Below are 21,743 nucleotides of genomic sequence, written 5' to 3' on the forward strand. Positions count from 1 at the left end.
GAGTGATAATTATGTGTAGTCAAAAGTTAATATCATCAGATGTTTTTAGGCCTTGCAACTTTCCAGAACATACATATATAACAAGAGAATCTAAAGATGGGATAGATTATGAACAAAGACTTAAATTAGCTTTAAATATATCTGGTACACTAATTTCAATAATAGGCGCATCTAAGATGGGGAAAACTGTTTTATGTGAAAAAGTTATACCATTAGAAAGACAAGTTAATGTATCTGGTGCGGATTTTTCAAATGGCGAGGACTTTTGGCATGTAATTTCACAAAAAGTTGGATTACCTTTAGGAGGTCAAATAACAGAAAAAAAGCAAATTAGTGATACTGAGCAGCACAGTAAAACTGAGATGTTTACTTTAACCAAAGACAGAGTGATTAAATATTTCGTTGATAATAATAAGGTTCTAATTTTAGATGATTTCCATTATGCGTCAGATGAATCCCAAAAAAGCATTGCAAGTCATTTAAAAGATGCAATAAGGAGAGATTTTAGAGCAATTATAATTTCCTTGCCACATAGAGCAGATGCTCCAATCAGAAAGAATGCTGATTTAGTAGGAAGATTAAGTTTAATTGATATTGAGACGTGGAAAATATCTGAATTAAAAGAAATAGCTATTAAAGGTTTTAATGAATTAGATATTAAAATTTCAGAAGATATAGCTAATGATATTGCCGTAGAAAGTTTAACTTCACCACAGCTTATGCAATATATATGTTTAAGTATTTGTACATTACTTGATACTGACAATGGTGAAACAAAGGAAATAACATCAGATATACTAGAGAAAGCTTATAAATTTACAACTTCAAATCTTGATTATAGAGATGTTTTAACATTAATTTCAAGAGGACCTTTAAGTAAAGGCAAGAAAAGAAGTAAGTTTACTACTAAATCTGGTGAAGAAATGGACTTATACCAATTAGTTGTTGAATCTCTTGCAGAAAATCCACCCTTAATGGGGTTAACAATAGATGACATTAAAGATAGGGTAAACAAGTTAATAACGGATACTAATAATAATCCAGATAGACAAAAAGTCAAGAATACAGTAACTCAAATACAAAAGTTAATTAACGATAAAGATGATATATACAAGGTATTAGAATGGAAAGATGAAATGATTTATATAATTGATCCTTTATTCTTATTCTACTTAAGATGGGGGAGATAGTTATGAATTATAACATATCATTAAAATACTCAATAGATGAAGTAATAGAATTTTTGAATAACCAGATAGAGGAGCTTTCTAAAGTAGATAACACCAAGAAAATATCTAATATACTTAAGAATGTTGCTCCTAACGTAGCGAAATATATAGATTCTATAGAGTTAATATCGAAGATAAAACAACTGAGTGAATATATCACTAATCCATTTTCTGACTTAAAAAATGAGGAGAGCATACATGGAGCTAAAGAAAGAGTATTAATATGCTTAAATGATATTAATACTTATATATATGAACATAAGGTAAAACTTATAGACTATAAGGTAGATTTAGATGAAGAAATGTCTATATTAATATTGAAAAAGATACTTAATAATTTCTATGAACACCTGAAGGCTATGTATTTAGATAATGTACATGGAAAAGGTAACATAAAGAAAACACAACTAGATAGTATTAGAATAGGTAATGAATATGATGTTCAAAGAATATTATTTTCACTTATAAAGCCTCTATTTCCTAATGCTAAAACAGAGGTAATAGAGCACACTGGTTGTTCTACTGTTAGATATGATATAGATATAGAATCCTGTAATACAACTATAGAAGTTAAATGTACCAGATCAACTATGACAGAAAGAACTTTAAACGAAGAAATGGGTTCTGATAGTTTTCATTATCAGCGTAAAAACATACTATTCTTTGTATATGATAAAGAATCTATTATATCTAATATAGATAGTTATAATAAAAAATATAATAAAAGGTTTGATGATAAATCAATAGACATCATAATTATACAACCTGTAATATTATAAAAAATGATTTTTGCATGTGGTGTATGTGTAGTGGTGCTAGGTCACTTGGGCTTTGGCGTAGAAGAATGGATGAATTTGATATATTTGCGGATGGAGATTATCAAAGAAAATATCTGACTTTTGAATAAGTCAAAAAGGGGCTATCTCAGAATTATCAAGTGAAGTAATAACAAAGAAATAGAAATAACATTTATTAAAGAAGACTAGAAAAATGTTATTTCTATTTCTTTTTTTGAATATACATCATATCATTAAATGATTTGTATTATTATACAGCCCCTTTTACCATAACCATGTAGTTAATGAAAAGCCTTAAAATTAATTAAAGAAATGTTAAATAAAATCTCTCTTTGCATATATATTGATAATTAGCAATGAACAATTGACAATTATGGATAAACTCTCTTAAGGGATTTCTGATAAAATATACTTTTTTCAGATTACTTTGTACTTTGCTCCTACATTGTCTATTGTAAACTGTACATTAAAAAAAGGAGGATTTTAAATGGAAGATATGGTAATGTTAATAACTAATGTTGGGTTTCCAATTGCAGTTGCTTCTTACCTTTTAATAAGGTTTGAATCTAAAATAGATGCTCTAACACTATCTATTAATGGTTTAACTAATGTTGTAATAAATAATAGTAAGAATGATGCTAAAAATGCATAAAATAAAAAGGTGCTGTTTTAAAACCGTGTTGATATTGTTATATATTGTAAAGTGGACTAAGAATTAATATAGGAAACTCGACTCATATTCATTCGCTGAGTAAGTTCGAGCAACAAAATATAAAATTTTGACTCTCACTTAAGAACGTCTAAATGAGTATAGTCCCCTTTTAGCTTGCTCCAAAATCAAGCTTTTGACAAGCTAAAAAGGAGACAATACTCAAGGAAACTCGACTCACATTCGTTCGCTGAGTAAGTTCGAGATACCAAATGTAAAATGCCCACTGAGAAAGTTCATGTTTCCAAATGTAAAATGCCCACTGAGAAAGTTCATGTTTCCAAATATAAAATTGGGACATTTACTTTTGGGCTCTCACTTAAGAGTTCTAAAATTCCAATTTCAATGTCCGCTTTACAAAAATATAACAATATAAACACTCTGCTAAAACATAACCAAACAAAAAAGAGATGCAAAAACATCTCCTAAATACTATAAACTATCTTTATTAATTGTAAATCTTATTTTTGATATAACTTTCTTTTCAAAAAATACTCAATTGTTATAAATATAGCAGTAAATATTATACATTCAAATTCCAATAACGAATCACTTATACTATTAATTTGAGATATATTCAATAATAAAAGTGCAATAACACATATCAGCATAATAGCCCCACTTATCAGCCATATTATGCCACACCTTTTCTTTGAAGAAATCTGTATCTTTTTATCTAAATCTGCTGTTTGAATATTATCTTTTGATAGTCCTGAAAACAGCATTGCAAAAGGAATTGTTAAAGCTAACATCTTATTACTCTCTTTAGATAAATTTATTCTATATAAAATCCCTATAACAATCATCACAATAGGTATGACTATACAACAAATTAAAATAAATATATTCATATGTAGCTCCTCCTCTTTATTATGTATTGTAAAATTAAACCATCCACTTTATCATTTCTATTATACTATTATATTAGACTGACTAAATAAAATTCCATAATTATTATTAATATGTATAATTATACCATAAAGAGATCAATTGTTAAAATTTAGTAAATTTAGTACTATCAATTTATCAGATTTTATCTAGCCTCCTTCTCCAGAGCCTTACATATAAGAAATAGGAGTGTCACCACTACAGCTATCCAAGCTAGTTATGATAAAGACGTAGAAAAAATATATTAAAAAAGTATAGAAATATTTTACTTTCTATACTTTTTACACTTTTTAATTTCTATATGAAAGTAATGTTGTTATAAATTGATTATCCTGATAAAGATCATAATAAATTTGCTCTCCTTTTCTTTGTTTTACAAATTTATTTCCACTGTAGTTCTTTATAAAACCTAAACTTGTATTACTGGCATCCAATTTATATTGAATCTGTTTACCATCAGATGTAAATGTTCTAAATTCAGGTTCACCTTCTATTGTATAAACTAAAATATTAATACTATATGGATTACCTAATAATACATTATCAAAAAAATCACATACAGGTAACTTGTTATCAATAACCCCTATACTACTTATAGTTGAATCTATATATAATCTTTTAGATGAAAATTTAAACATAATAATCTCTCTTTCAATATTTTTTCTAAAACAAATTAATGATACTTTAATATATATTGACAGTTTGTCTAGTGTGCTTAATTCAAATACCTATTTTTTGTATTTTAAATATTTGATTATTATTATCTTCTAATAATGCTAAACTAATAAACAAAAGTAGGGGCTGTCTCATAATACAAATCATTTAATAATATGATGTATATTCAAAAAAAAATAGAAACAACATTTGTGGAAGAAGCATTGAAACATAAGCTTAGAGTTTCTTCATTTGAAGTTGTTCCATAAATGATTGTCCTAATGCATATTAGGAGCAATCTTTTATGGGTACAACTTTAAATGTTAGAAACTATTAGCTTATTTTTCTAGTCTTCTTTAATAAATGTTATTTCTATTTCTTTGTTATTACTTCACTTGGTAATTTTGAGATAGCCCCATTCAAATCTAATTTAAAGCTTTCCTAATCAAATTTCTTAATATTTAATGTCGTTAAATTTTTTATTGTTTAACTATTAATTTCTTTTTTTGATTTTACACTCTCGAATCTATTCTTCGTATTCAATAGCTTCTCTTATCCCTTGAATCTTCTCAATTGTTAATCCTGTTATAGAACTTATCATCTCATTATCAAGTCCATTTTTTATTGAATTCTTAACTATTTCTATAACTTTTTTACTTTCTCCTCTTTCCATTAATCTCTTACCTAATTCAGTCATACTAAGTTCCTCCTCTACTTTTTCTAAATCTCTACCCTCTAAAAATTTGCTGGCAAAAGCATGAGTGAGAGTCCAAATTTTACATTTGACTTCTTGAACTTACTCAGCGAATGAATATGAGTCGAGTTTCCTTTGTTATGCAATATCATACCTATATTCTGTATCTACACTTCTTACTATTTTTATTGCATTTAATATTCTATCTACCTTATCTAATTTTCCACCCATTATAGGCGTAAAAGTTAATGTTATCAAGTCTTGTTTCTCTATTTTGTCATTATTTTTTATTTTATTTACTATTTGATCAAATACCTTATCACCATCTTTATTTGCCATTGATATAGCTTTAACGTTATAAGTATTTATTCCACTTTTATAACAGTTTAATGGGTTCTTTATATTTCCTGAATATATAACATAAGTTACTATATCTTTATTCATTTGAAGCTCAAACAATGATTCATAAGCTTTGAATCTTCTTAAATCAACTACTCCCTTATCTGTAGTTTGGAACTCTATGTGTATATAAGTATCATCTTCCATCAAGAAAGTATAGTCCATAAACATATTCTTAGCTTGTAATACCACTATTTCAGTTGAGCTTACTTCTTTAACTCTCTTTTCTATCCCAAAGAACTTTAAACCTTCTTCTGCAAAAACATCCATAGCTCTCTTCATTATCATATCTTCATAATTTATACTTTTCATATTCACGCTCCTTACCCCATTATCTATATTTTATTATAGACTAATAGTAGGTGTTTAAACTTATATTTTTATTTCTCTTATCAAAAAATAAGCCTAAATTTATTATTTCCATTATTCTATTATCTATATCAATTTCTGCAACTGTTTTATTATACTATTTTAGATAGTAATATTTAATCATCCGATATAATCAACTCCATTTGATTTAGTATAACATATACTCCTATCCGTTTTAATATCATTAAGATATTCCTTTTTCTGCATCGTCTTCTTTTATTCTTTATTCATTCTATTTTTTCTTAATCACTTCTCTTTTAATAGACTCCTAATTGCTAAAATCATAACAAAAGACAAAATGTATAAAATCCCTGCAAATGCTGTTGCCATTCTAATATCTGTTTGCATATATGTATATATTTGAAGCGGAATTGTCCTTGTTTTATTTAAAACATTTCCAGCAAACATTAGTGTTGCTCCAAACTCTCCTAAAGCTCTTACCCATGATAGTATAAGCGCAGATATTATTGTTTTCTTTAGCATAGGGATTATTACCTTTATGATAGTATTAATTTTACTTGCACCTAATACGTAGGTTACCTCAAAAATTTCTTGAGGTATATCCTGTATAGAATTTTTTAAAACCTTTATATAAAGTGAAGATGATACAAATACTTGAGATATTATTACTGCTATTGGCGTAAATGTAATACTATATCCTAAATCTGAAAATATCTTACCTATAAATCCATTATCTCCAAACGCTAAAAGTAATCCGATACCTACTACTGCTGGTGGCAATACTATTGGAAGTTCAACCAAAATATCTACAATTTTAGGAATTTTATTTTTAGATATTTTAGATAAATAAAAAGCCGTAGGTGTTCCAAATAAAAATGTTAATAATACTGATATTAATGAAGTAGTCATACTTAGTTTTAGACAATAAATATTCTCTACATTACTAACTGTTTCTATTAGTTTTTCTATTCCTGAATACTTTATTAATCCTATTACAGGAACTATCAAGAAACATACATATATAACTATTAATATAAAAAATATATAATCTAATATTTTTTTGTTTTTAAATGTTTTACTCTTTTGTTTTCCCAATATATATATTTCTTTATAATCATCTATTACCATAAATATCTCCTAAATATAAGACACATAAAAAACAAGCCAATATAGAGGCCACTGAAAAAGTCCATTTTCTAGCAAAATCGCAACGTACGAATACGTATTTAAATGGTGTTATTTTTAATAAAAGAATACTTTTTTAAGTGGCCTCGTCAATATGTTAGTCTCTACTTTGCATAGAGCCCTTAACTTGTTATTTTCTTTCACGTGTCTAACCTTATCTCATGCTTAAAAAAATTGATTAATCTACCTTGAATCCATGTTTTGTTAATATTTCTTTTCCCTTAGCACCAGTTAAATAATCAATAAACTCCTTAGCTTCTTTACTATTATTACATTTATTAATTGTAGCTATAGGATATTGCACATTTAAATTTTCAAATTCCTTTAGCTCTATAATATCTAAGTCCTGTTTATTATTTTCATTTACATCAGTTCTATAGACTATACCTATATCCCCTTCACCTAAAGCTACTTTACTTACAACACTTTTCACATCTAATTCATTACTTTTTATATTACTTACTATATTTGTATAAGTATCTTGATTTATACTTTTTTCTGACAATTGATTATCTAACGCTTTATAAAAATAGTTTCCTACTGGCACAGACTTATCACCAGCTATTATTTTAACTCCAGGTTTAGATAAGTCTTCAAATTTATCTACAGTAACCTTACTATTTTTATTCTTACATAATACAATGTTGTTTTCTGCAAATATAACACTTTCAGACACAGTATCACTTTCTTTTAACTTGTCCATATACTTTGTATTAGCAGATGCAAATACATCAGCTTTACTCCCCTGTTCAATTGATGTAACCAATGCTTGGCTTCCAGCAAAATTAAATACAGCATCAATATTTTTATCTTTCTTTAATTCCTTGCCTACTTCAGTAAAACATTCTGTAAGACTAGCAGCCGCAAATACAGTTACTGATTTATCCTTAGCCTTTCCAGCACCACATCCATTTAAACTAACTGAAATCATACCAATTATAAGAAAAACACATATATTTCTTATCTTATTTCTCCTTACCATTTTATTCATCTCTCATTTCCCCTATCATTTTTTATATTGCTATGTTTTAAAACCGTGTTGATATTGTAATATAAAGCTCATGGACAGTGGAATTCACTTTAAGAACTCTAAAATAAATATTAGTCCTATTAATGCATGCTCCCAATCAAAGATTGTGACAAGCAATTAATAGTACAAATATTTATTAAGAGTTCTACAAAGTAAATTCCAATGCCAGTTCGCCTTTATATTAAAATATCAACACTATTTTAAAACATAGCTTAATACTAAACTGACTTGTTATTTATTTTAATATGCCTAATGTGTCTAAAACATCATAAAACTACTATTTTATCCCCTGGCTTTATTGTTCCACCCTTAATTATTCTTGTAAATATACCCTCTCTTGGCATAACACAATCACCAACTAACTCTTTTATTTTACATCCTTTATGACATTCTTTTCCAATTTGTGTCACTTCTTGCACCGTTTCTCCTATTTCAAGTCTTGTTCCAACAGGTATTTCAAAAAGCACTATACCTTCTGTAGTTATATTTTCTGCAAAATTTCCATATGTAAGATCTTTTGCACCTAAGTCATTCATCTTCTCTATACTTTCTTTTGCTAATAAGCTTACTTGCCTATGCCATTTTCCTGCATGAGCATCATTTTCTAGTCCAAAATCCTCTATAAATATTCCCTTTTCTATAGGTTTCTTTATAACTCCTTTTGTACTACTAATATTAATAGACACAACTTTTCCTATTATATTCATTAAATTAATCCTCCTAAAATCATTACTTTTTAAGATAATCTCCACTTTTTCCACCAGTCTTTTTTATAAGAGTTATATTTCCTATTTCCATATTTTTATCTACAGCTTTGCACATATCATATATTGTAAGCGCTGCGGTAGACACTGCTGTTAGCGCTTCCATTTCAACTCCTGTTTTACCTACAGTAGACACTTTTGCTTGTATTTTAATTTCATCTTCCTTAACCTCAAATTTAATATCCGCTCCAGATATAAAAATATTATGACACATAGGTATTAAGTCTGATGTTCTTTTAACCCCCATAATTCCTGCTACTTGAGCAACTGATAACACATCGCCTTTTTTTATTTTTCCATCCTTTATTAAATCTACAGTTTCTTTTTTCATTTTTATGCTACCTATTGCTATTGCAACTCTCTTTGTCTCATTCTTTTCATCAACATTTACCATATGAGCTCGTCCATCTTCATTAAAATGTGTAAATTCCATAATTATCCTCCTATAGTTGTCATTGTTCTATTTATATAATCACCTTGTTCTAGATTATGTTCTTTAGGTTTACTATTTACTATTTCAACAATTGTATTATCTATATTCTCACCACTTCTTAAAACTTTTCCTATATCTGTTTCATCATCTGAGTGAAGACAAGTTTTAATTTTTCCATCTGCCGTTAATCTAAGCCTATTACAGTTATCACAAAATTTACAAGAGATAGGATTTATAATTCCAACCCTTCCTTTTCCATTAGGTAACTTATAATATTTCGCTGGTGATGACTTATCTGCATTTTCTATTTTTATCAATTCTTTATTCTTTTCTAATACAACATCACTTGATAAATATCTATTTAAAGCCCAATATTTAAGCGCTCCTATAGGCATTAATTCTATAAATCTAACATCTATTTCATAATCCTTAGTTAAATTAATAAAATCTTCAATCTCATCTTCATTAAAATCCTTAATTAAAACCACATTTAACTTTATAGGAGTAAGCCCTACCTTCTTAGCTTCTTCTATTCCTTCTAAAACTTTACTAATATTTCCACCATTTGTTATGTGTTTATATTTGCTTGCATTTAGTGTATCTAAACTTACATTAACTCTATTAAGACCAACTTCTTTTAAATCTTTGGCATATTCCTTCAAAAATATGCCATTAGTTGTCATTGCTAAATCATTTACACCTTCAATTTGTGATATTCCTTTTATTAAAGTTAATACCCCTTTTCTAACCAAAGGTTCTCCACCAGTTATACGTATCTTATCTATTCCCATACTTACAAAAGATTTAGCTATTTTTAAAAACTCTTCTATCCTTAAAATATCATTATGACTGCACTTATCTATTCCTTTTTCTGGCATACAATATTTACATCTCAAATTACAAAGTTCAGTGACAGATATTCTTAAATAATTTATCTTTCGCCCATATGAATCTATCATTTAGCATTACCCCTTTGCAGTTAAAATCATCACAGTTGTTTAAATTAATGGCTTTGTTTTAGAATAGTGTTTATATTGTTACATTTTTGTGAAGTGTGCATTAGAATTGGACTTTTAGAACTCTTAATGAGTATTGTCACATTAGTTGCTTGTCCAAAACTTGTTTTGGAACAAGCTGGAATGGGACTATACTCATTTAGATGTTCTTAAGTCGAATTCTATAGCACGCTGAACAATATGTAACAATATCAACACTCTATTAAAACAGAGGGAAATTAATAAACATGTTTAGATCTTTATCATATTTTTAAATGACTCTACATTATTATTTTCTAAATATAAATTTTCCATTAAAAACTTCTCCTGCTTTTACATTTCCAAATTCTTTAGGTATAATTATTATTCCATTAGCCCTACTCATGGTCATTAGATGATTAGAACATTGTGAACCCACCTTATATGCATAATAAATCCCATTTGTCTTTTTTATTTCAACATACACATATTTTTCTCTACCTACTTCTTCTTGAAAATCATCCTTTAATACAACAGGAAATTCTTCTGAATTAGAAATTTCTTTTCCCATGATTTTTTCAATAGTTGGTTTTACAAGTTTTTCAAAAGTAGTTATTAATGATGATGGATTTCCTGGAAGTGCAAAAAATAACTTTTCTTTAAATGTAGCAAAAGTTACTGGCTTTCCTGGCTTAATTGCTACCGATGAAAACTTAATATCAGCTCCTATTTCTTTTAAAATATCTTTAACAAAATCATAATCTCCAACAGATGCTCCCCCTGAACTAATAACAATATCTGCTTTTTCTAAACCATACTTAATTTTTTCTTTTAAAGTTTCTTTATCATCAGAAACAATTCCTAAAGATAAAACTTCTGCATTTAAACTTTTTACTAATGCTTTTAGGGAATACTCATTACTATTCCTTATTTGTCCCATTTCAATAGTGGAAGTTATATCTACAAGTTCATCTCCAGTAATAATTAATGCTACAGTCGGTGCCTTGTAAACGCCAACATTGCTATATCCAAGTGATGCTAATGCACCTATTTCTACTGGTCTTATAACACTATCTTTTTTAATTGCTAAATCCCCTATTTTAATTTCTTCTCCAAATTTAATTATGTTGTTATTTTCATCTATCTGTTCAAAAACTAAAAGCTTATCCTCTTTAATTTGAACATCCTCGATTTTTATAACTGCATCTGCACCTTTAGGTATTGGTGCTCCAGTCATTATTTTATAAGCTTCTCCATTTTTTAAAGTATCTTTAATAAAATCTCCTGCTTTTATAACACCTTTTATCTTAAGTTCACAGATGTTTTCCTTGCTACAGCTATATGTATCATTGCTTTTTATAGCGTATCCATCCTTAGATGATTTATCAAATGGTGGTAAATTATCTTTAGAATATATATCTTCCGCTAAAACTCTATTAATGCTACACAATAAGTCTTTATTTTCTATTCCAAGCTTTTTTGTTTCTTTATAAATCATATTTAACGCATTATCTATATTAATCATATTAAAATTCCTTTCATACAGTATATAAATCAATAAGTTAACAATTTTCCCTATATAATTTAAAATTCTACCTTATTCAAAATTATCCTTTATTTGAAGTTATTTATTTTTTTAACTTTATTTTCAAAATAAGCTTTGTTTTAAAACCGTGTTGATATTGTTACATATTGTTCAGTGGGCTAAAGAATTAAAACAGAGCTTCAAAATAAAATAAACCAGTACAAAGCGTTTATTAACACAAAGTACTGGCTTATTACTGGAAGTTGTTTCATTTATCACTTGTCACAAGCTTGTCTTTGGAACAAATAGGAATGAGACTTTAGCATTAGAAACTCATATCCAATTCCTCAGCAACCGAAACAAACAATTTACCTCTATTTCTGTGAATTCATCACATAAGGCACATTCAAAAAAATAGCAGACCAGTATGCTTGTATATTTTGCATCATACTGTATCAGTAAGTTTCGCTAATAGCCCGCTATAACTCAAACTCACTTCCTTGCCTGACACAAAATATACTACGCCTTTGATCTATTATTTTCTTTCACATGTGCCTAACTTAACCTTACAGCTCTTAATGTAACTTATTATTCATTTGAGCTTCTTCATTATTCTTAACCTTTTCTAAATAATCTTTTTGATCAACTATGTTTTCTTCGAAATTTTCTATTGCATTCTTAGTAAAATTACCTACTCTAGACATATTCTCAAACTTCTGTGCATCATTTTTTTCTGTCATAATTAAATTTCTCCTCTTTATATCTAGTGTACAAGGTACTAAAAGCCCTTGTCATGACTATTTAAGGCATTAAAAAAAATTAACAAATTAATTCTGCCTTGTATAATAGTATTTCAAATTAGATAATATTTTATAAGGCACATTCAAAAAAATATAACTATATCAACACTCTGCTAAAACATAGCCTAATTTAAAAATATATAATATATTATAGAAGACTGGTAATATATATGTTGCAAATTTAAATGTGCAATCAAACTTTAAACAACTACTTGATTGGAGACTTCCTATTAAACATATATATGTAATGATAATATTTTTATTAAATTTGTAACTAGTTTAGATACCAGAAACTAACGATGCAAAATTTATTATATAAGGAGATAAATTATGATAAAAACAGCTATAATCACAATGAGTGATAAAGGATATAATGGACAACGTAAAGACATTACAGGTTCAACTATTAAAGATATGCTTCCAGAGGATAGGTATTCTTTAATTTATTATAAAGTACTACCAGATGAAATTGATACAATAACTAAAGAATTGATTTATCTTTGTGATGATTTGAAAGTTAATTTAATTCTTACAAATGGTGGTACTGGATTTTCAAAAAGAGATGTAACCCCTGAAGCTACTTTAGAAGTAGCTGAAAAATTAGTTCCTGGATTTGGTGAAGCAATGAGAGCTGCTTCTTTAAAAATAACACCAAAAGCTATGCTATCAAGAGGTATTTCTTGTATAAGAAAAGAAACTCTAATTATAAATTTACCTGGTAGTCCTAAAGCTGCTTCTGAAAATTTAGAAGTCATTCTAAGTGCTATTCCCCATGGTATTGATATATTAACAGGAAATGCAACAGAGTGTGCAACACCTAACACGTGATATTGAATCTTCCTTAATAATATTCCCTCCGTCCCGCAGGTCGGAGGAAATGTTGTATAAAATTAAAGGTGTTTTAGCTGTGTGCGATAATGCCGCAATTCCGATTCGTTTTGAGTTTTGCACATCTTCTCAAGATAGGTAACCATCGTAGCTTTATCCTTTGGAAGCTGGCCTTGAACAAAAAGGGCGTTTGACGCACCTAGAGTGGAGAAGAATACTGGAATATCCAAGTTTTCAATGAGTGTCTTCAATTCCTCCAGTTTTTCCAATTCTGTTTCTTCGGACCAATTACCAGCCTGAATCTCAGAAAACAGTTCAGATTCCGGATAGATAGTAATCATGGATGAACCGATAATCTGTGGATGAGTCTGATTAAATACTTTGGCAGTTTCTAATGCACCGATTTTTCCTCGTCCAGCACCAGAGATACCAGTAAGATAAAAATAATTATACTTGATGCTAGCATCATCCAGACGGTGACTTTGGGTTATAATTTCCTCTGGCTGATAGCCCTTATTCATGAATTCAAGAATTTCTCCATCACCAGTTTCCACGCCAATGGTAAAGCTATCATAACCAAGCTCATGTAAAGCCTTTAATTCATCGTCTGTCTTAAGGGTAATATCAGTAACACGAGCGAAACAGCCTATTGTCTGGCAATTTGGTAGATATTTATGAATCAGATCTGCAATTTCTTTTAGCCGTTCGAATTTCAAAACGAAAGGATTGGCTCCGGTTAAGTAAACGCGGTTGACTTTCTGGCTATGCGGGGAGTGAAGTCCAGCCTGTACTTCTGCCAGATCCGCTTCGATATCTTCCAGAGATGACATTCTAAATTTGAAAGGAAGATCATCATAAAGAGTACAAAATTTGCACTTGTGATGAGTGCAACCAGCGGTGACTTCAATTAGTAAAGAAGATGCCTCATATGGAGGTCTCCAAATAGTTCCAGTGTAATGCATATATATCGCTCCTTCATGATAGTTTTTCTCGATGAAACGAGTCTTAAGATGGTGGCCTCCCGTTTCTTATTTACATGTTACAACAAGGGTTTTTTTGGTTCAAGTACGGTCTTTTTATGGTGGTAGTATTATTTTTAATACTAGGTACAAGAAAAAGTAGTACATTGCTTCTTTTTTAAGCGTGAGGTATACTGTTCGTGAAATGGAGGGATAAACTATGGCAGATAACAAATTTCGCGACAAGAATATGATGGCCCGCTGTGTGCCAATGAGTACGCTACAGTCTGTATTGAACGGTAAATGGAAAATATTAATTTTATGGTATATAGCTTTTTATAAAGTTCAACGTTTCGGCGAGCTGATACGTCGTCTGGATGGTATAACACAGTCTACACTTACCAAACAGCTCCGTGAGTTGGAGAAAGATGGTTTTTTACATCGAGAAATTTACAAAGAAATTCCACCAAAGGTTGAGTATACTTTAAGTGAACTTGGGGAAAGTTTTATTCCCATTTTGAATGCTATGATGGACTGGAGTGAAGCTCATCTGTGCCCAGATTATGTAAATCCATATGTCAATCAAGAAGAAACGGATAAAAAGAAAATGAAGCAATAAACAAAGAGATTAAAAGACTTGGAAGTGCCTATGAATGTGGTATCAAATTAAATAAGGTACATAAAGTAAAGCCAGATGTAATTAGTATTATATTGGTATTAATGCTAGCAATTATAGGTATAACTACTATATACTCAATTAAAAAAAATCTTATACTAAATAATGAAAAAAGATTATAATAAAAGACTATGTCTACTAACAGGATGCACTTCATTATGAGATGGAGTGCTTTTTCTATTTTCTATTAAATTCTATTCCAAGAACTTTCACCGTCCATGAGCTTTATATAACAATATCAACACGATTTTAAAACATAGCGTAGAAATAAAAAGATTATGTTTTGAAAAAACTATTGACCATTACGTTACGTCATAGTGTATTGTATGATTATACTATGACGAAATGAGGTAAAACAAAATGAAGATTACAGCTATTAGATCTGATAAGATTTATAAAAAAATGATTTCTGCAAAAGTAGAAGAACGTGATAATATTTACCGTTATGAGCTTATGAAACCATTTGAGTTCAAGTGGTCATGTATTGGTATGCCACTGAAATCAGAGCAAGAGGGCGGTTATGATGTGGTAATGGCAAGCACTATAGGTGGAGGCTTTGCACCAAGTCAAATTAATAGTGAACGTACTTCCGATATTGAAAAAATAAGTAGCGATGATTTTTGGCAGGCTTGCGAAAACAGTATTGCAAAAACATTACATGGATTTGAAGATAACGGCATATCACTGCCTACACAGGAATATATTTTCACTGTTATGTTGAATGATTTGCATAATCCAATGTCGAAAATGACAGGTGACTATTGCGGCGATGGAGGTATTCCTGGATATATCATAGGAACCATTATCCCAAATCAAGAGTCACTTAAAATGCTACCTGTGGCACTTGCCCATGAAACCAACCACAATGTAAGGTGGCAGTTTATGCAATGGAATCCCAATGTAACACTTGCTGATATGATTATCAGTGAAGGATTAGCTGAAAACTTTGCAGCATTTATGTTCGGTGAGGACAAGATTGGTATGTGGGTAAAAAACACAAGTGAAGAAACACTTAACACAGTCATTAAACCTGTAATTAAAGAAAATCTTTACGAAAATGATTTTAATAAGCTATCTGCTTATCTTTATGGTGACGAGATTATGGCAATGCGTGGTGTCAAGTCTGTAGGAATGCCTTATTGTGCAGGTTATGCGTGTGGTTATCAACTTGTTAAGCACTACCTTGAAAAGAAAGGAAAAAGCATTTACGAAGCAACTATTACACCAACTGCTGATATTTTAAAGGAAACGGAGGATTTTTGGAATTGAAGATTAACGAAGTTGCAAAGCTAACGGGAGTAACTGTTAGGACACTCCATTACTACGATGAAATCGGCTTGCTTAAGCCAAGTAAGATTACAAAAACTGGTTATCGCTTATATAATGAAGATTCTCTTACCACCATGCAACAGATATTATTTTTCAGAGAGCTGGATTTTCCACTTAATGAAATTAAAGAAATTATGACAGATCCTAAATTTGATAAAGTAACTGCATTAAAAAAACACAAAGAATTGCTTGTCAAAAAGCGTGAACGACTGGACAAATTAATTGACCTTGTAAATAACACAATAAAAGGAGAAGTTACTATGAGCTTTAAAGAATTTGATATGACAGAAATTGAAAATACAAAGAAAAAATATTCCGCCGAAGTTAAGGAACGTTGGGGAAAAACAAATGCCTATGCTGAAAGCGAGAAAAAAACAAAAAGCTACAATAAAGAGCAGTGGCAGGAAATCAATGATGAGAGTAGCAATATTTTAAAAGCCTTTGCTTCAAATATTGACAAAGCACCCTGCAGTTCAGAAGTTCAAGCACTAGTAAAGCAGTGGCAAGATTTCATCACTGCAAGATTTTATAATTGCACAAAAGAAATTTTGAAGTGTCTTGGCTTGATGTATATTGGCGATGAAAGATTTAAAGAAAATATAAACCAAAATGGCGAGGGCACTGCTGAGTTTATTGCAAAGGCAATTGAGATTTATTGTACAAAATGAGCAATATCCCTAAAATCTACAAACTATAAATATATTATAAAACTACTATATTTGTAATATATAAAGCATATTCAAACTAATTTAATCCCTTCAACATATAGTCTACTGAATCTAGGCTATATGTTGGAGGGATTAAAGTATATAGGCGTACTAGACTTAAAAGTAGCTATTTTGAAGTAGTAATAATAGCTACATCTCCATTACCAACAATCGCTAAAGTGTGTCCTTTTTTAATAGTGCCTAAGTTTATAACTTCACCTACAGTATCAAATTCTTTAAAAAATTTTATATCACCCTCATTGTCAAGTATCATTAAACTTACACGGGTATTTTGTGTTACAAGTTTAGCAGTAGCAACAGATTCTTCAAATTCAGAAATATTATAAACACCTTGCTTATAAACATTTGATACTGATGCCTTTGTTACACTTGGAAAAACAGATATAAGCATTAAAAAAGCTATTGAAAAAACTATAAATCTTTTTAGAATTTTCATTGCGTACACCTCACTTATATTATATTGTTTTCTTTTTATTAAAAAATATACTTGCTTTAAGATTGTGAAATTGCACTTAAAGTTAATTTAATACAAAAGGAGCTGCTATCAAACTAACTTAAAAAATTAGTTTGATAGCAGCTCCTCTTTTATAAAGTAAAGGGTTTTTAACCTTATTATAGGATAAACCATGTTGTAATAATATTTATTTTAATCTTGATAGTAAAATTTTATCTATTATTATTACAAGGACATAAACAAATACTAACATAAACTGAAAATTAGTTGAAAGATTATTATTGAAAATTAACATTATACTAGCAAATATAATACCAAATATGCCTAATACAAATCTATCTATTGCAATGATTTTTATTGATTTCGATAAATTTAATGATTCAAATCCACCTATTTTTAATATAAAGGAATTAAATTGGGGGGAGAAATTTAGAACTAAACTTGCTCCTGAAAATATAAGAAAGATTGAAAGCATTAATATGATATAAGTTAATATTCTCATTAAATAGAGCCTCCTAATTTTAATTACATATAAATATAATATAATGTATTTTTGATTAATTAATACATTCATATTATAATTATACATATAATGGAAGTATTAAGACAAGTTTAATCTTTTTAAGGAGATGACTATGAAAACATACTTATTTTTTTTAATAATAGCTTTAATTATTTTTATATATCTTCTACTAGCATCAGTAAACTTATTTATTGAAAAAGAAAATAAGTTTACTAAATCTTTTAATAGAGCCACCATTAAAAGATTTAGTAACATAAAAGTATTATCAAAATTTTATATAATAAATTATTCATTTTATATTTTAGCGTTAATATATGTTATATATAATATTATTTTTAATAATTATTTTGGTAATAATTATATAATTATTTTTTTCGCATTTTTATCATGGTCTTTTATTATTATTTTTTCTATTTTGCATATGAAATTCGAAAAGAGAAAAAACTAGTAAACTAGTTTTTTCTCTTTTTAGATTTTAATATATAGAACATCTAACCTTATATGCCTTATATGTTGGATATCCTGATGAAGGACCACCAGTTCCCCAACCATCAAATCTTAAATAAGTTGTAGTACTTATTCCATGATGACCTCCATTTTCTAATCTACCTACTAGGTTTTGTATGTTAGCCCTTTCAGCCTCTAACAGTGCTAACATAGCTGGAATAGTAATTATTCCAGAAACTGTACCTGCAGTTGCACCAGCAAGTACAGTTGTCGCTGCATCCACAAGTGCACTTGCAATACCACCACAGAAACAATTAAAAGCCATTGAACTACTAATATCACCGGATGCAATACTTTCATTGTGATGATTTTCTGCTATCATTTCATCTAAGTCTGCAATAGAAAAACTCTTAAAAACTAATTGATCATCTGTTATTAAACCCATAATATTATCTCCTTTAAAATTAAATTTTATTAAGCTGTTTGAGGTTAGCTAACTCATTTGCTTTACACTTACTAAAAGGATATTTTAAATCATTTTGTAAACCTAATATTTAATTAATTTTACTTTTTATCTCTTGGATGTTTGAATTTATTGAATCTAAAGTATTTAATTTTTCACTAAGTTGCTTTATTATTTCTTGATAGTTTTTTTCTCTTTCTTCTTGCTTCAAATCTCTACTTTCCTGTGCTTTTAGTATGTATACTATAAGCACACAGCTTAATATTGCCCAAATTCCTTGGGTTGTAGCTGTTTTTATTAATTCATCAAACATAGTCTACCTCCTTGATTAATTTATTTTTTAGATTTTTTAAGGCAATTCTTATTGATTTATTTACAGCTTGTCTTGATATTTTAAGTCTTGTCGCAATTTCGATATCAGATAGTTGAATATAAAATTTATAAAAAATAATTTCTTTTTGTCTAAAACTTAATGATGAAATTAAGTCAATGAAAATAATATCTGAATAATCATTATTTGAATTATTTTCATTTAGTATATTTAAAAGTTCTTCATCAGAGTTATAAGTAATAAGATTTCTATAAGAATTTATTTTATAATATAAATTTGTTGATTTATTCTTAAGACATTTTTTAATATACTTTAATATTTCTTCATCACTATTAAATTTTTTCAAATCTAATTTTAAAACAAGTTCATATAAATATATAATAAGATCAGTAGAAGCTTCTGGATATTTCAGCATATAACTTAAATAATTGATTTTTGAATTAAAATAAGAAAGTATATCCATAAAACATCTTAATTTATATTGGAATATTTTGATTTTTTGAAATAAATCTGTAGGCATTTAATCACTCCTTAAGTTGCTATAAATCAATTGCTGTAAACCAATCAGAAGAGCTTTGTATACCTACTAAAAGTAAAAATATATAAAATTTGTAAACCTTATTTTTGAATAAATGTATTTTTATTCAAACAAGATTCTACAATAATAAATATAATATTATTATATTCGATAGATATTCTTAAAAAAACAAACACACTATAGGAAAATAAGGCACATAAAAGAAAATAATAGGCCAAAGATGCGTAGTGTATACGAGTCGAGCTTCCTTATGACGCAAAATATACAGGCATAATGGTCTATTATTTTTTTGAATGTGCCTAATAGCAAGAAACTATAGTATTTTAAAACTGCATGATTATGAATTATATAGAGGTGATTTTATAAAAGAACTCACTCATACAAAAAAAGAAAGTAATTAGAGTTATAAGGGATATATTAAAATAGAAGTTAAGGAGAGAACCCAAACAAAGATTTAGCGTGAATCGCTTTTACAGAGCACAATAGGAGTGCTATAAATGGTTAATTTATTTATGACTATTATATTTTTTGTTTCGAATACTATATATTAAAAAGCTATACACATATTCACTAAAAGAATGTGAAATAAGGTATGCAAAGCTCTTAATATAAAAAGAGTCTATAAGGAATCAGAGGGAACGTATGAAGTACGAATAGAATATTATAATTTTTAAAAGTAAATTCGTAGGCATTTAAATTATCAATTAAATTGTGTAAATAAATCAGAAGACCTTTATATAGCTACTAAACTAACTTTATAAAAACTATATTATATTTTTATCAATAATTATTTTAACAGTTTGTTTAGGATATTATTTCCATTCTAAAAATGTAACTCTTGATAACATTCTTTCTATGACAATAAATAAAGAAAATGTTGATAAAATCCACATTAGAGGTGTTAATTCTGGAAATATAAAAAACATTAAAGATAAAAATAAAATTAATGAAATTTTATCTAATCTTTCTAATGTAAAACTTGTTGAATATAATGGAGATACATCAAAAAATAGAACTAAAGGTGCTTACGAAATAGTTATTTATGAAAATCATAAATATACTTTATTTATTTATACACTTGGTAAAGAATATTTAATAATTTCTGATAGCGAGAAGTTTTTGAAAAGATATAAAGTACTTGATAACAGTTTTGATCGTGAATATATGGAAAAAATAACTTCATAATAATAATTCCTCAGGCCTTAAAGATTTTATCTAGTTAATTTCATATCTAACAGTTTATATTTATCTCTTACAATTAATTTAATATACATACAGTTAATATACTTTACTTACAATTTATCATAAGTAAAAATCAAGCTTAATCCTTTGATACATAAAGAATTAAGCTTGATTTATATTTTAAAGAAAATAACATGAAATTTTATAGTCTTATTCACTAACTTAATAGCTAATACTTTGATTTTAATAATTTTAATATTAAATTTTACAACTTTACATTTTAAAAGAAGGTTGTGGTTTAAAAACGTAACAATATCAACACTATTTTAAAACAGAGTCTAAAAATAAATGTATTTTTTAAACAAAAGTCTACAAGAGCAAATATAATAATATTATATACTAGAGTTTTAAGTACAAGATTAGATAAAGATTTAGTTTATAACTGTAATTTTATAGGATTTATAAGTATATTGATTGCAATTATTAGTATAGGGGTTTATATATAAGAAAGTATTCTAAATTGGTCTTTAAGTAATCTAAATTTATGTTTCACTAATTCATTTATTACATCAAGAGCAGTTACTACTAAACTATTTTTAGTTAATTTAATACATTAATGTTATAATTATACTTAAATGATGTGTAGGAGGTATTTATTAATACATTGATTTATATACGATTAATAGGCATACTAGTTATAATAGCAGTGCTTTTTTTGCTTCTAGCGAAAGGATTTTTCGGTAAAACTAAATTAATTAACAAAATTTTACAAATTCAAATAACTAAAACAAAAAGAGAATATATAATAAATGATGAAGAAAAATATTTACTATTAATTCAAAAAAATAGTAGACTTAAATTTCTGGGTTTGTTA

23 protein-coding genes and 1 pseudogene are annotated in these 21,743 nt (G+C 28.1%); 8 read left to right on the forward strand and 16 right to left on the reverse strand.

What is annotated here, in order from left to right:
• Positions 1–11 precede the first annotated feature (11 nt).
• The 3 genes from BM027_RS03055 to BM027_RS03065 all read left to right on the forward strand — a co-directional run bounded on the left by BM027_RS03055 (position 12) and on the right by BM027_RS03065 (position 2,678).
• Positions 12–1,190, forward strand: a complete 1,179-nt coding sequence (locus tag BM027_RS03055; RefSeq protein WP_090088694.1) for an AAA family ATPase — start codon at positions 12–14, stop codon at positions 1,188–1,190.
• Positions 1,191–1,192: 2 nt separating this feature from the next.
• Positions 1,193–2,008 carry a PD-(D/E)XK nuclease domain-containing protein gene (locus BM027_RS03060; protein ID WP_090088695.1) on the forward strand — a complete coding sequence of 272 codons (816 nt, stop codon included), beginning with the start codon at positions 1,193–1,195 and terminating at the stop codon, positions 2,006–2,008.
• A gap of 505 nt (positions 2,009–2,513) precedes the next feature.
• Positions 2,514–2,678, forward strand: coding sequence for a YvrJ family protein (locus BM027_RS03065; protein WP_090088697.1), 165 nt, complete (start codon positions 2,514–2,516; stop codon positions 2,676–2,678).
• Between the two features lie 518 nt (positions 2,679–3,196).
• On the opposite strand, the gene BM027_RS03070 is transcribed toward BM027_RS03065, so the two are convergent.
• From BM027_RS03070 to BM027_RS18145, 10 genes and pseudogenes are all read right to left on the reverse strand, one after another.
• Positions 3,197–3,586, reverse strand: coding sequence for a hypothetical protein (locus tag BM027_RS03070; protein ID WP_090088699.1), 390 nt, complete (start codon positions 3,584–3,586; stop codon positions 3,197–3,199).
• A gap of 327 nt (positions 3,587–3,913) precedes the next feature.
• The gene (locus BM027_RS03075; protein ID WP_090088701.1) at positions 3,914–4,261 is read right to left on the reverse strand and encodes a DUF4362 domain-containing protein; all 348 of its coding nucleotides are present in this window, start codon (positions 4,259–4,261) and stop codon (positions 3,914–3,916) included.
• Between the two features lie 542 nt (positions 4,262–4,803).
• Positions 4,804–5,682 (reverse strand): annotated as a pseudogene (locus BM027_RS03080) (hypothetical protein).
• Positions 5,683–5,985: 303 nt separating this feature from the next.
• Complete coding sequence (locus BM027_RS03085; RefSeq protein ID WP_090088702.1) at positions 5,986–6,828, reverse strand: ABC transporter permease; 843 nt, start codon at positions 6,826–6,828, stop codon at positions 5,986–5,988.
• A 235-nt stretch (positions 6,829–7,063) separates the two neighbouring features.
• Positions 7,064–7,876 carry a molybdate ABC transporter substrate-binding protein gene (gene modA, locus BM027_RS03090; protein WP_090088704.1) on the reverse strand — a complete coding sequence of 271 codons (813 nt, stop codon included), beginning with the start codon at positions 7,874–7,876 and terminating at the stop codon, positions 7,064–7,066.
• A 305-nt stretch (positions 7,877–8,181) separates the two neighbouring features.
• Entirely contained in the window at positions 8,182–8,613 is a 432-nt protein-coding gene (locus BM027_RS03095) for an MOSC domain-containing protein (protein WP_090088940.1), read from the reverse strand.
• Positions 8,614–8,644: 31 nt separating this feature from the next.
• Positions 8,645–9,112 (reverse strand): cyclic pyranopterin monophosphate synthase MoaC, encoded by a 468-nt coding sequence (moaC, locus tag BM027_RS03100; RefSeq protein WP_090088706.1) that lies wholly within the window; start codon positions 9,110–9,112, stop codon positions 8,645–8,647.
• A 2-nt stretch (positions 9,113–9,114) separates the two neighbouring features.
• Entirely contained in the window at positions 9,115–10,071 is a 957-nt protein-coding gene (moaA, locus tag BM027_RS03105; protein WP_090088708.1) for a GTP 3',8-cyclase MoaA, read from the reverse strand.
• Between the two features lie 325 nt (positions 10,072–10,396).
• On the reverse strand, positions 10,397–11,611 hold the full coding sequence (locus BM027_RS03110) for a molybdopterin molybdotransferase MoeA (RefSeq protein WP_090088709.1): 1,215 nt from the start codon (positions 11,609–11,611) through the stop codon (positions 10,397–10,399).
• 575 nt (positions 11,612–12,186) lie between these two features.
• Entirely contained in the window at positions 12,187–12,351 is a 165-nt protein-coding gene (locus tag BM027_RS18145; protein ID WP_175559925.1) for a hypothetical protein, read from the reverse strand.
• A 390-nt stretch (positions 12,352–12,741) separates the two neighbouring features.
• Between BM027_RS18145 and BM027_RS03115 the strand changes: the two genes are divergently transcribed.
• The gene (locus tag BM027_RS03115; protein WP_090088711.1) at positions 12,742–13,239 is read left to right on the forward strand and encodes a MogA/MoaB family molybdenum cofactor biosynthesis protein; all 498 of its coding nucleotides are present in this window, start codon (positions 12,742–12,744) and stop codon (positions 13,237–13,239) included.
• A gap of 62 nt (positions 13,240–13,301) precedes the next feature.
• Here BM027_RS03115 and BM027_RS03120 read toward each other — a convergent pair whose 3' ends face one another.
• Positions 13,302–14,201: a radical SAM protein gene (locus BM027_RS03120; protein ID WP_090088713.1), complete on the reverse strand. Its 900-nt coding sequence runs from the start codon at positions 14,199–14,201 to the stop codon at positions 13,302–13,304.
• Between the two features lie 217 nt (positions 14,202–14,418).
• Here BM027_RS03120 and BM027_RS03125 point away from each other — a divergent pair, with 217 nt between their 5' ends.
• From BM027_RS03125 to BM027_RS03135, 3 genes are all read left to right on the forward strand, one after another.
• Positions 14,419–14,817, forward strand: coding sequence for a winged helix-turn-helix transcriptional regulator (locus BM027_RS03125; protein WP_090088715.1), 399 nt, complete (start codon positions 14,419–14,421; stop codon positions 14,815–14,817).
• A gap of 417 nt (positions 14,818–15,234) precedes the next feature.
• Positions 15,235–16,143 (forward strand): DUF2268 domain-containing putative Zn-dependent protease, encoded by a 909-nt coding sequence (locus BM027_RS03130; protein ID WP_090088716.1) that lies wholly within the window; start codon positions 15,235–15,237, stop codon positions 16,141–16,143.
• Positions 16,134–16,871, forward strand: coding sequence for a MerR family transcriptional regulator (locus BM027_RS03135; RefSeq protein WP_423230312.1), 738 nt, complete (start codon positions 16,134–16,136; stop codon positions 16,869–16,871). Before BM027_RS03130 ends, BM027_RS03135 begins: the two co-directional genes overlap by 10 nt.
• Before the next feature lie 166 nt (positions 16,872–17,037).
• Here the strand turns inward: BM027_RS03135 and BM027_RS03140 are convergent, their stop codons facing one another.
• From BM027_RS03140 to BM027_RS03165, 5 genes are all read right to left on the reverse strand, one after another.
• Positions 17,038–17,367, reverse strand: a complete 330-nt coding sequence (locus tag BM027_RS03140) for a hypothetical protein (RefSeq protein WP_090088720.1) — start codon at positions 17,365–17,367, stop codon at positions 17,038–17,040.
• A gap of 205 nt (positions 17,368–17,572) precedes the next feature.
• Positions 17,573–17,887 (reverse strand): hypothetical protein, encoded by a 315-nt coding sequence (locus tag BM027_RS03145; RefSeq protein ID WP_090088721.1) that lies wholly within the window; start codon positions 17,885–17,887, stop codon positions 17,573–17,575.
• 496 nt (positions 17,888–18,383) lie between these two features.
• Positions 18,384–18,800 (reverse strand): hypothetical protein, encoded by a 417-nt coding sequence (locus tag BM027_RS03155; RefSeq protein WP_090088725.1) that lies wholly within the window; start codon positions 18,798–18,800, stop codon positions 18,384–18,386.
• 109 nt (positions 18,801–18,909) lie between these two features.
• Positions 18,910–19,131: a BhlA/UviB family holin-like peptide gene (locus tag BM027_RS03160; protein ID WP_090088728.1), complete on the reverse strand. Its 222-nt coding sequence runs from the start codon at positions 19,129–19,131 to the stop codon at positions 18,910–18,912.
• Positions 19,124–19,669: an RNA polymerase sigma factor gene (locus BM027_RS03165; protein ID WP_090088729.1), complete on the reverse strand. Its 546-nt coding sequence runs from the start codon at positions 19,667–19,669 to the stop codon at positions 19,124–19,126. The genes BM027_RS03160 and BM027_RS03165 overlap by 8 nt, the downstream gene beginning before the upstream one ends.
• An 873-nt stretch (positions 19,670–20,542) precedes the next feature.
• On the opposite strand from BM027_RS03165, the gene BM027_RS03170 reads away from it, so the two are divergent.
• The gene (locus BM027_RS03170; protein ID WP_242943272.1) at positions 20,543–20,872 is read left to right on the forward strand and encodes a hypothetical protein; all 330 of its coding nucleotides are present in this window, start codon (positions 20,543–20,545) and stop codon (positions 20,870–20,872) included.
• Positions 20,873–21,743: the final 871 nt, after the last annotated feature.

Origin of the sequence: Clostridium uliginosum (assembly GCF_900112485.1) — a bacterium.
Classification (GTDB): Bacteria; Bacillota; Clostridia; order Clostridiales; family Clostridiaceae; genus Clostridium; species Clostridium uliginosum.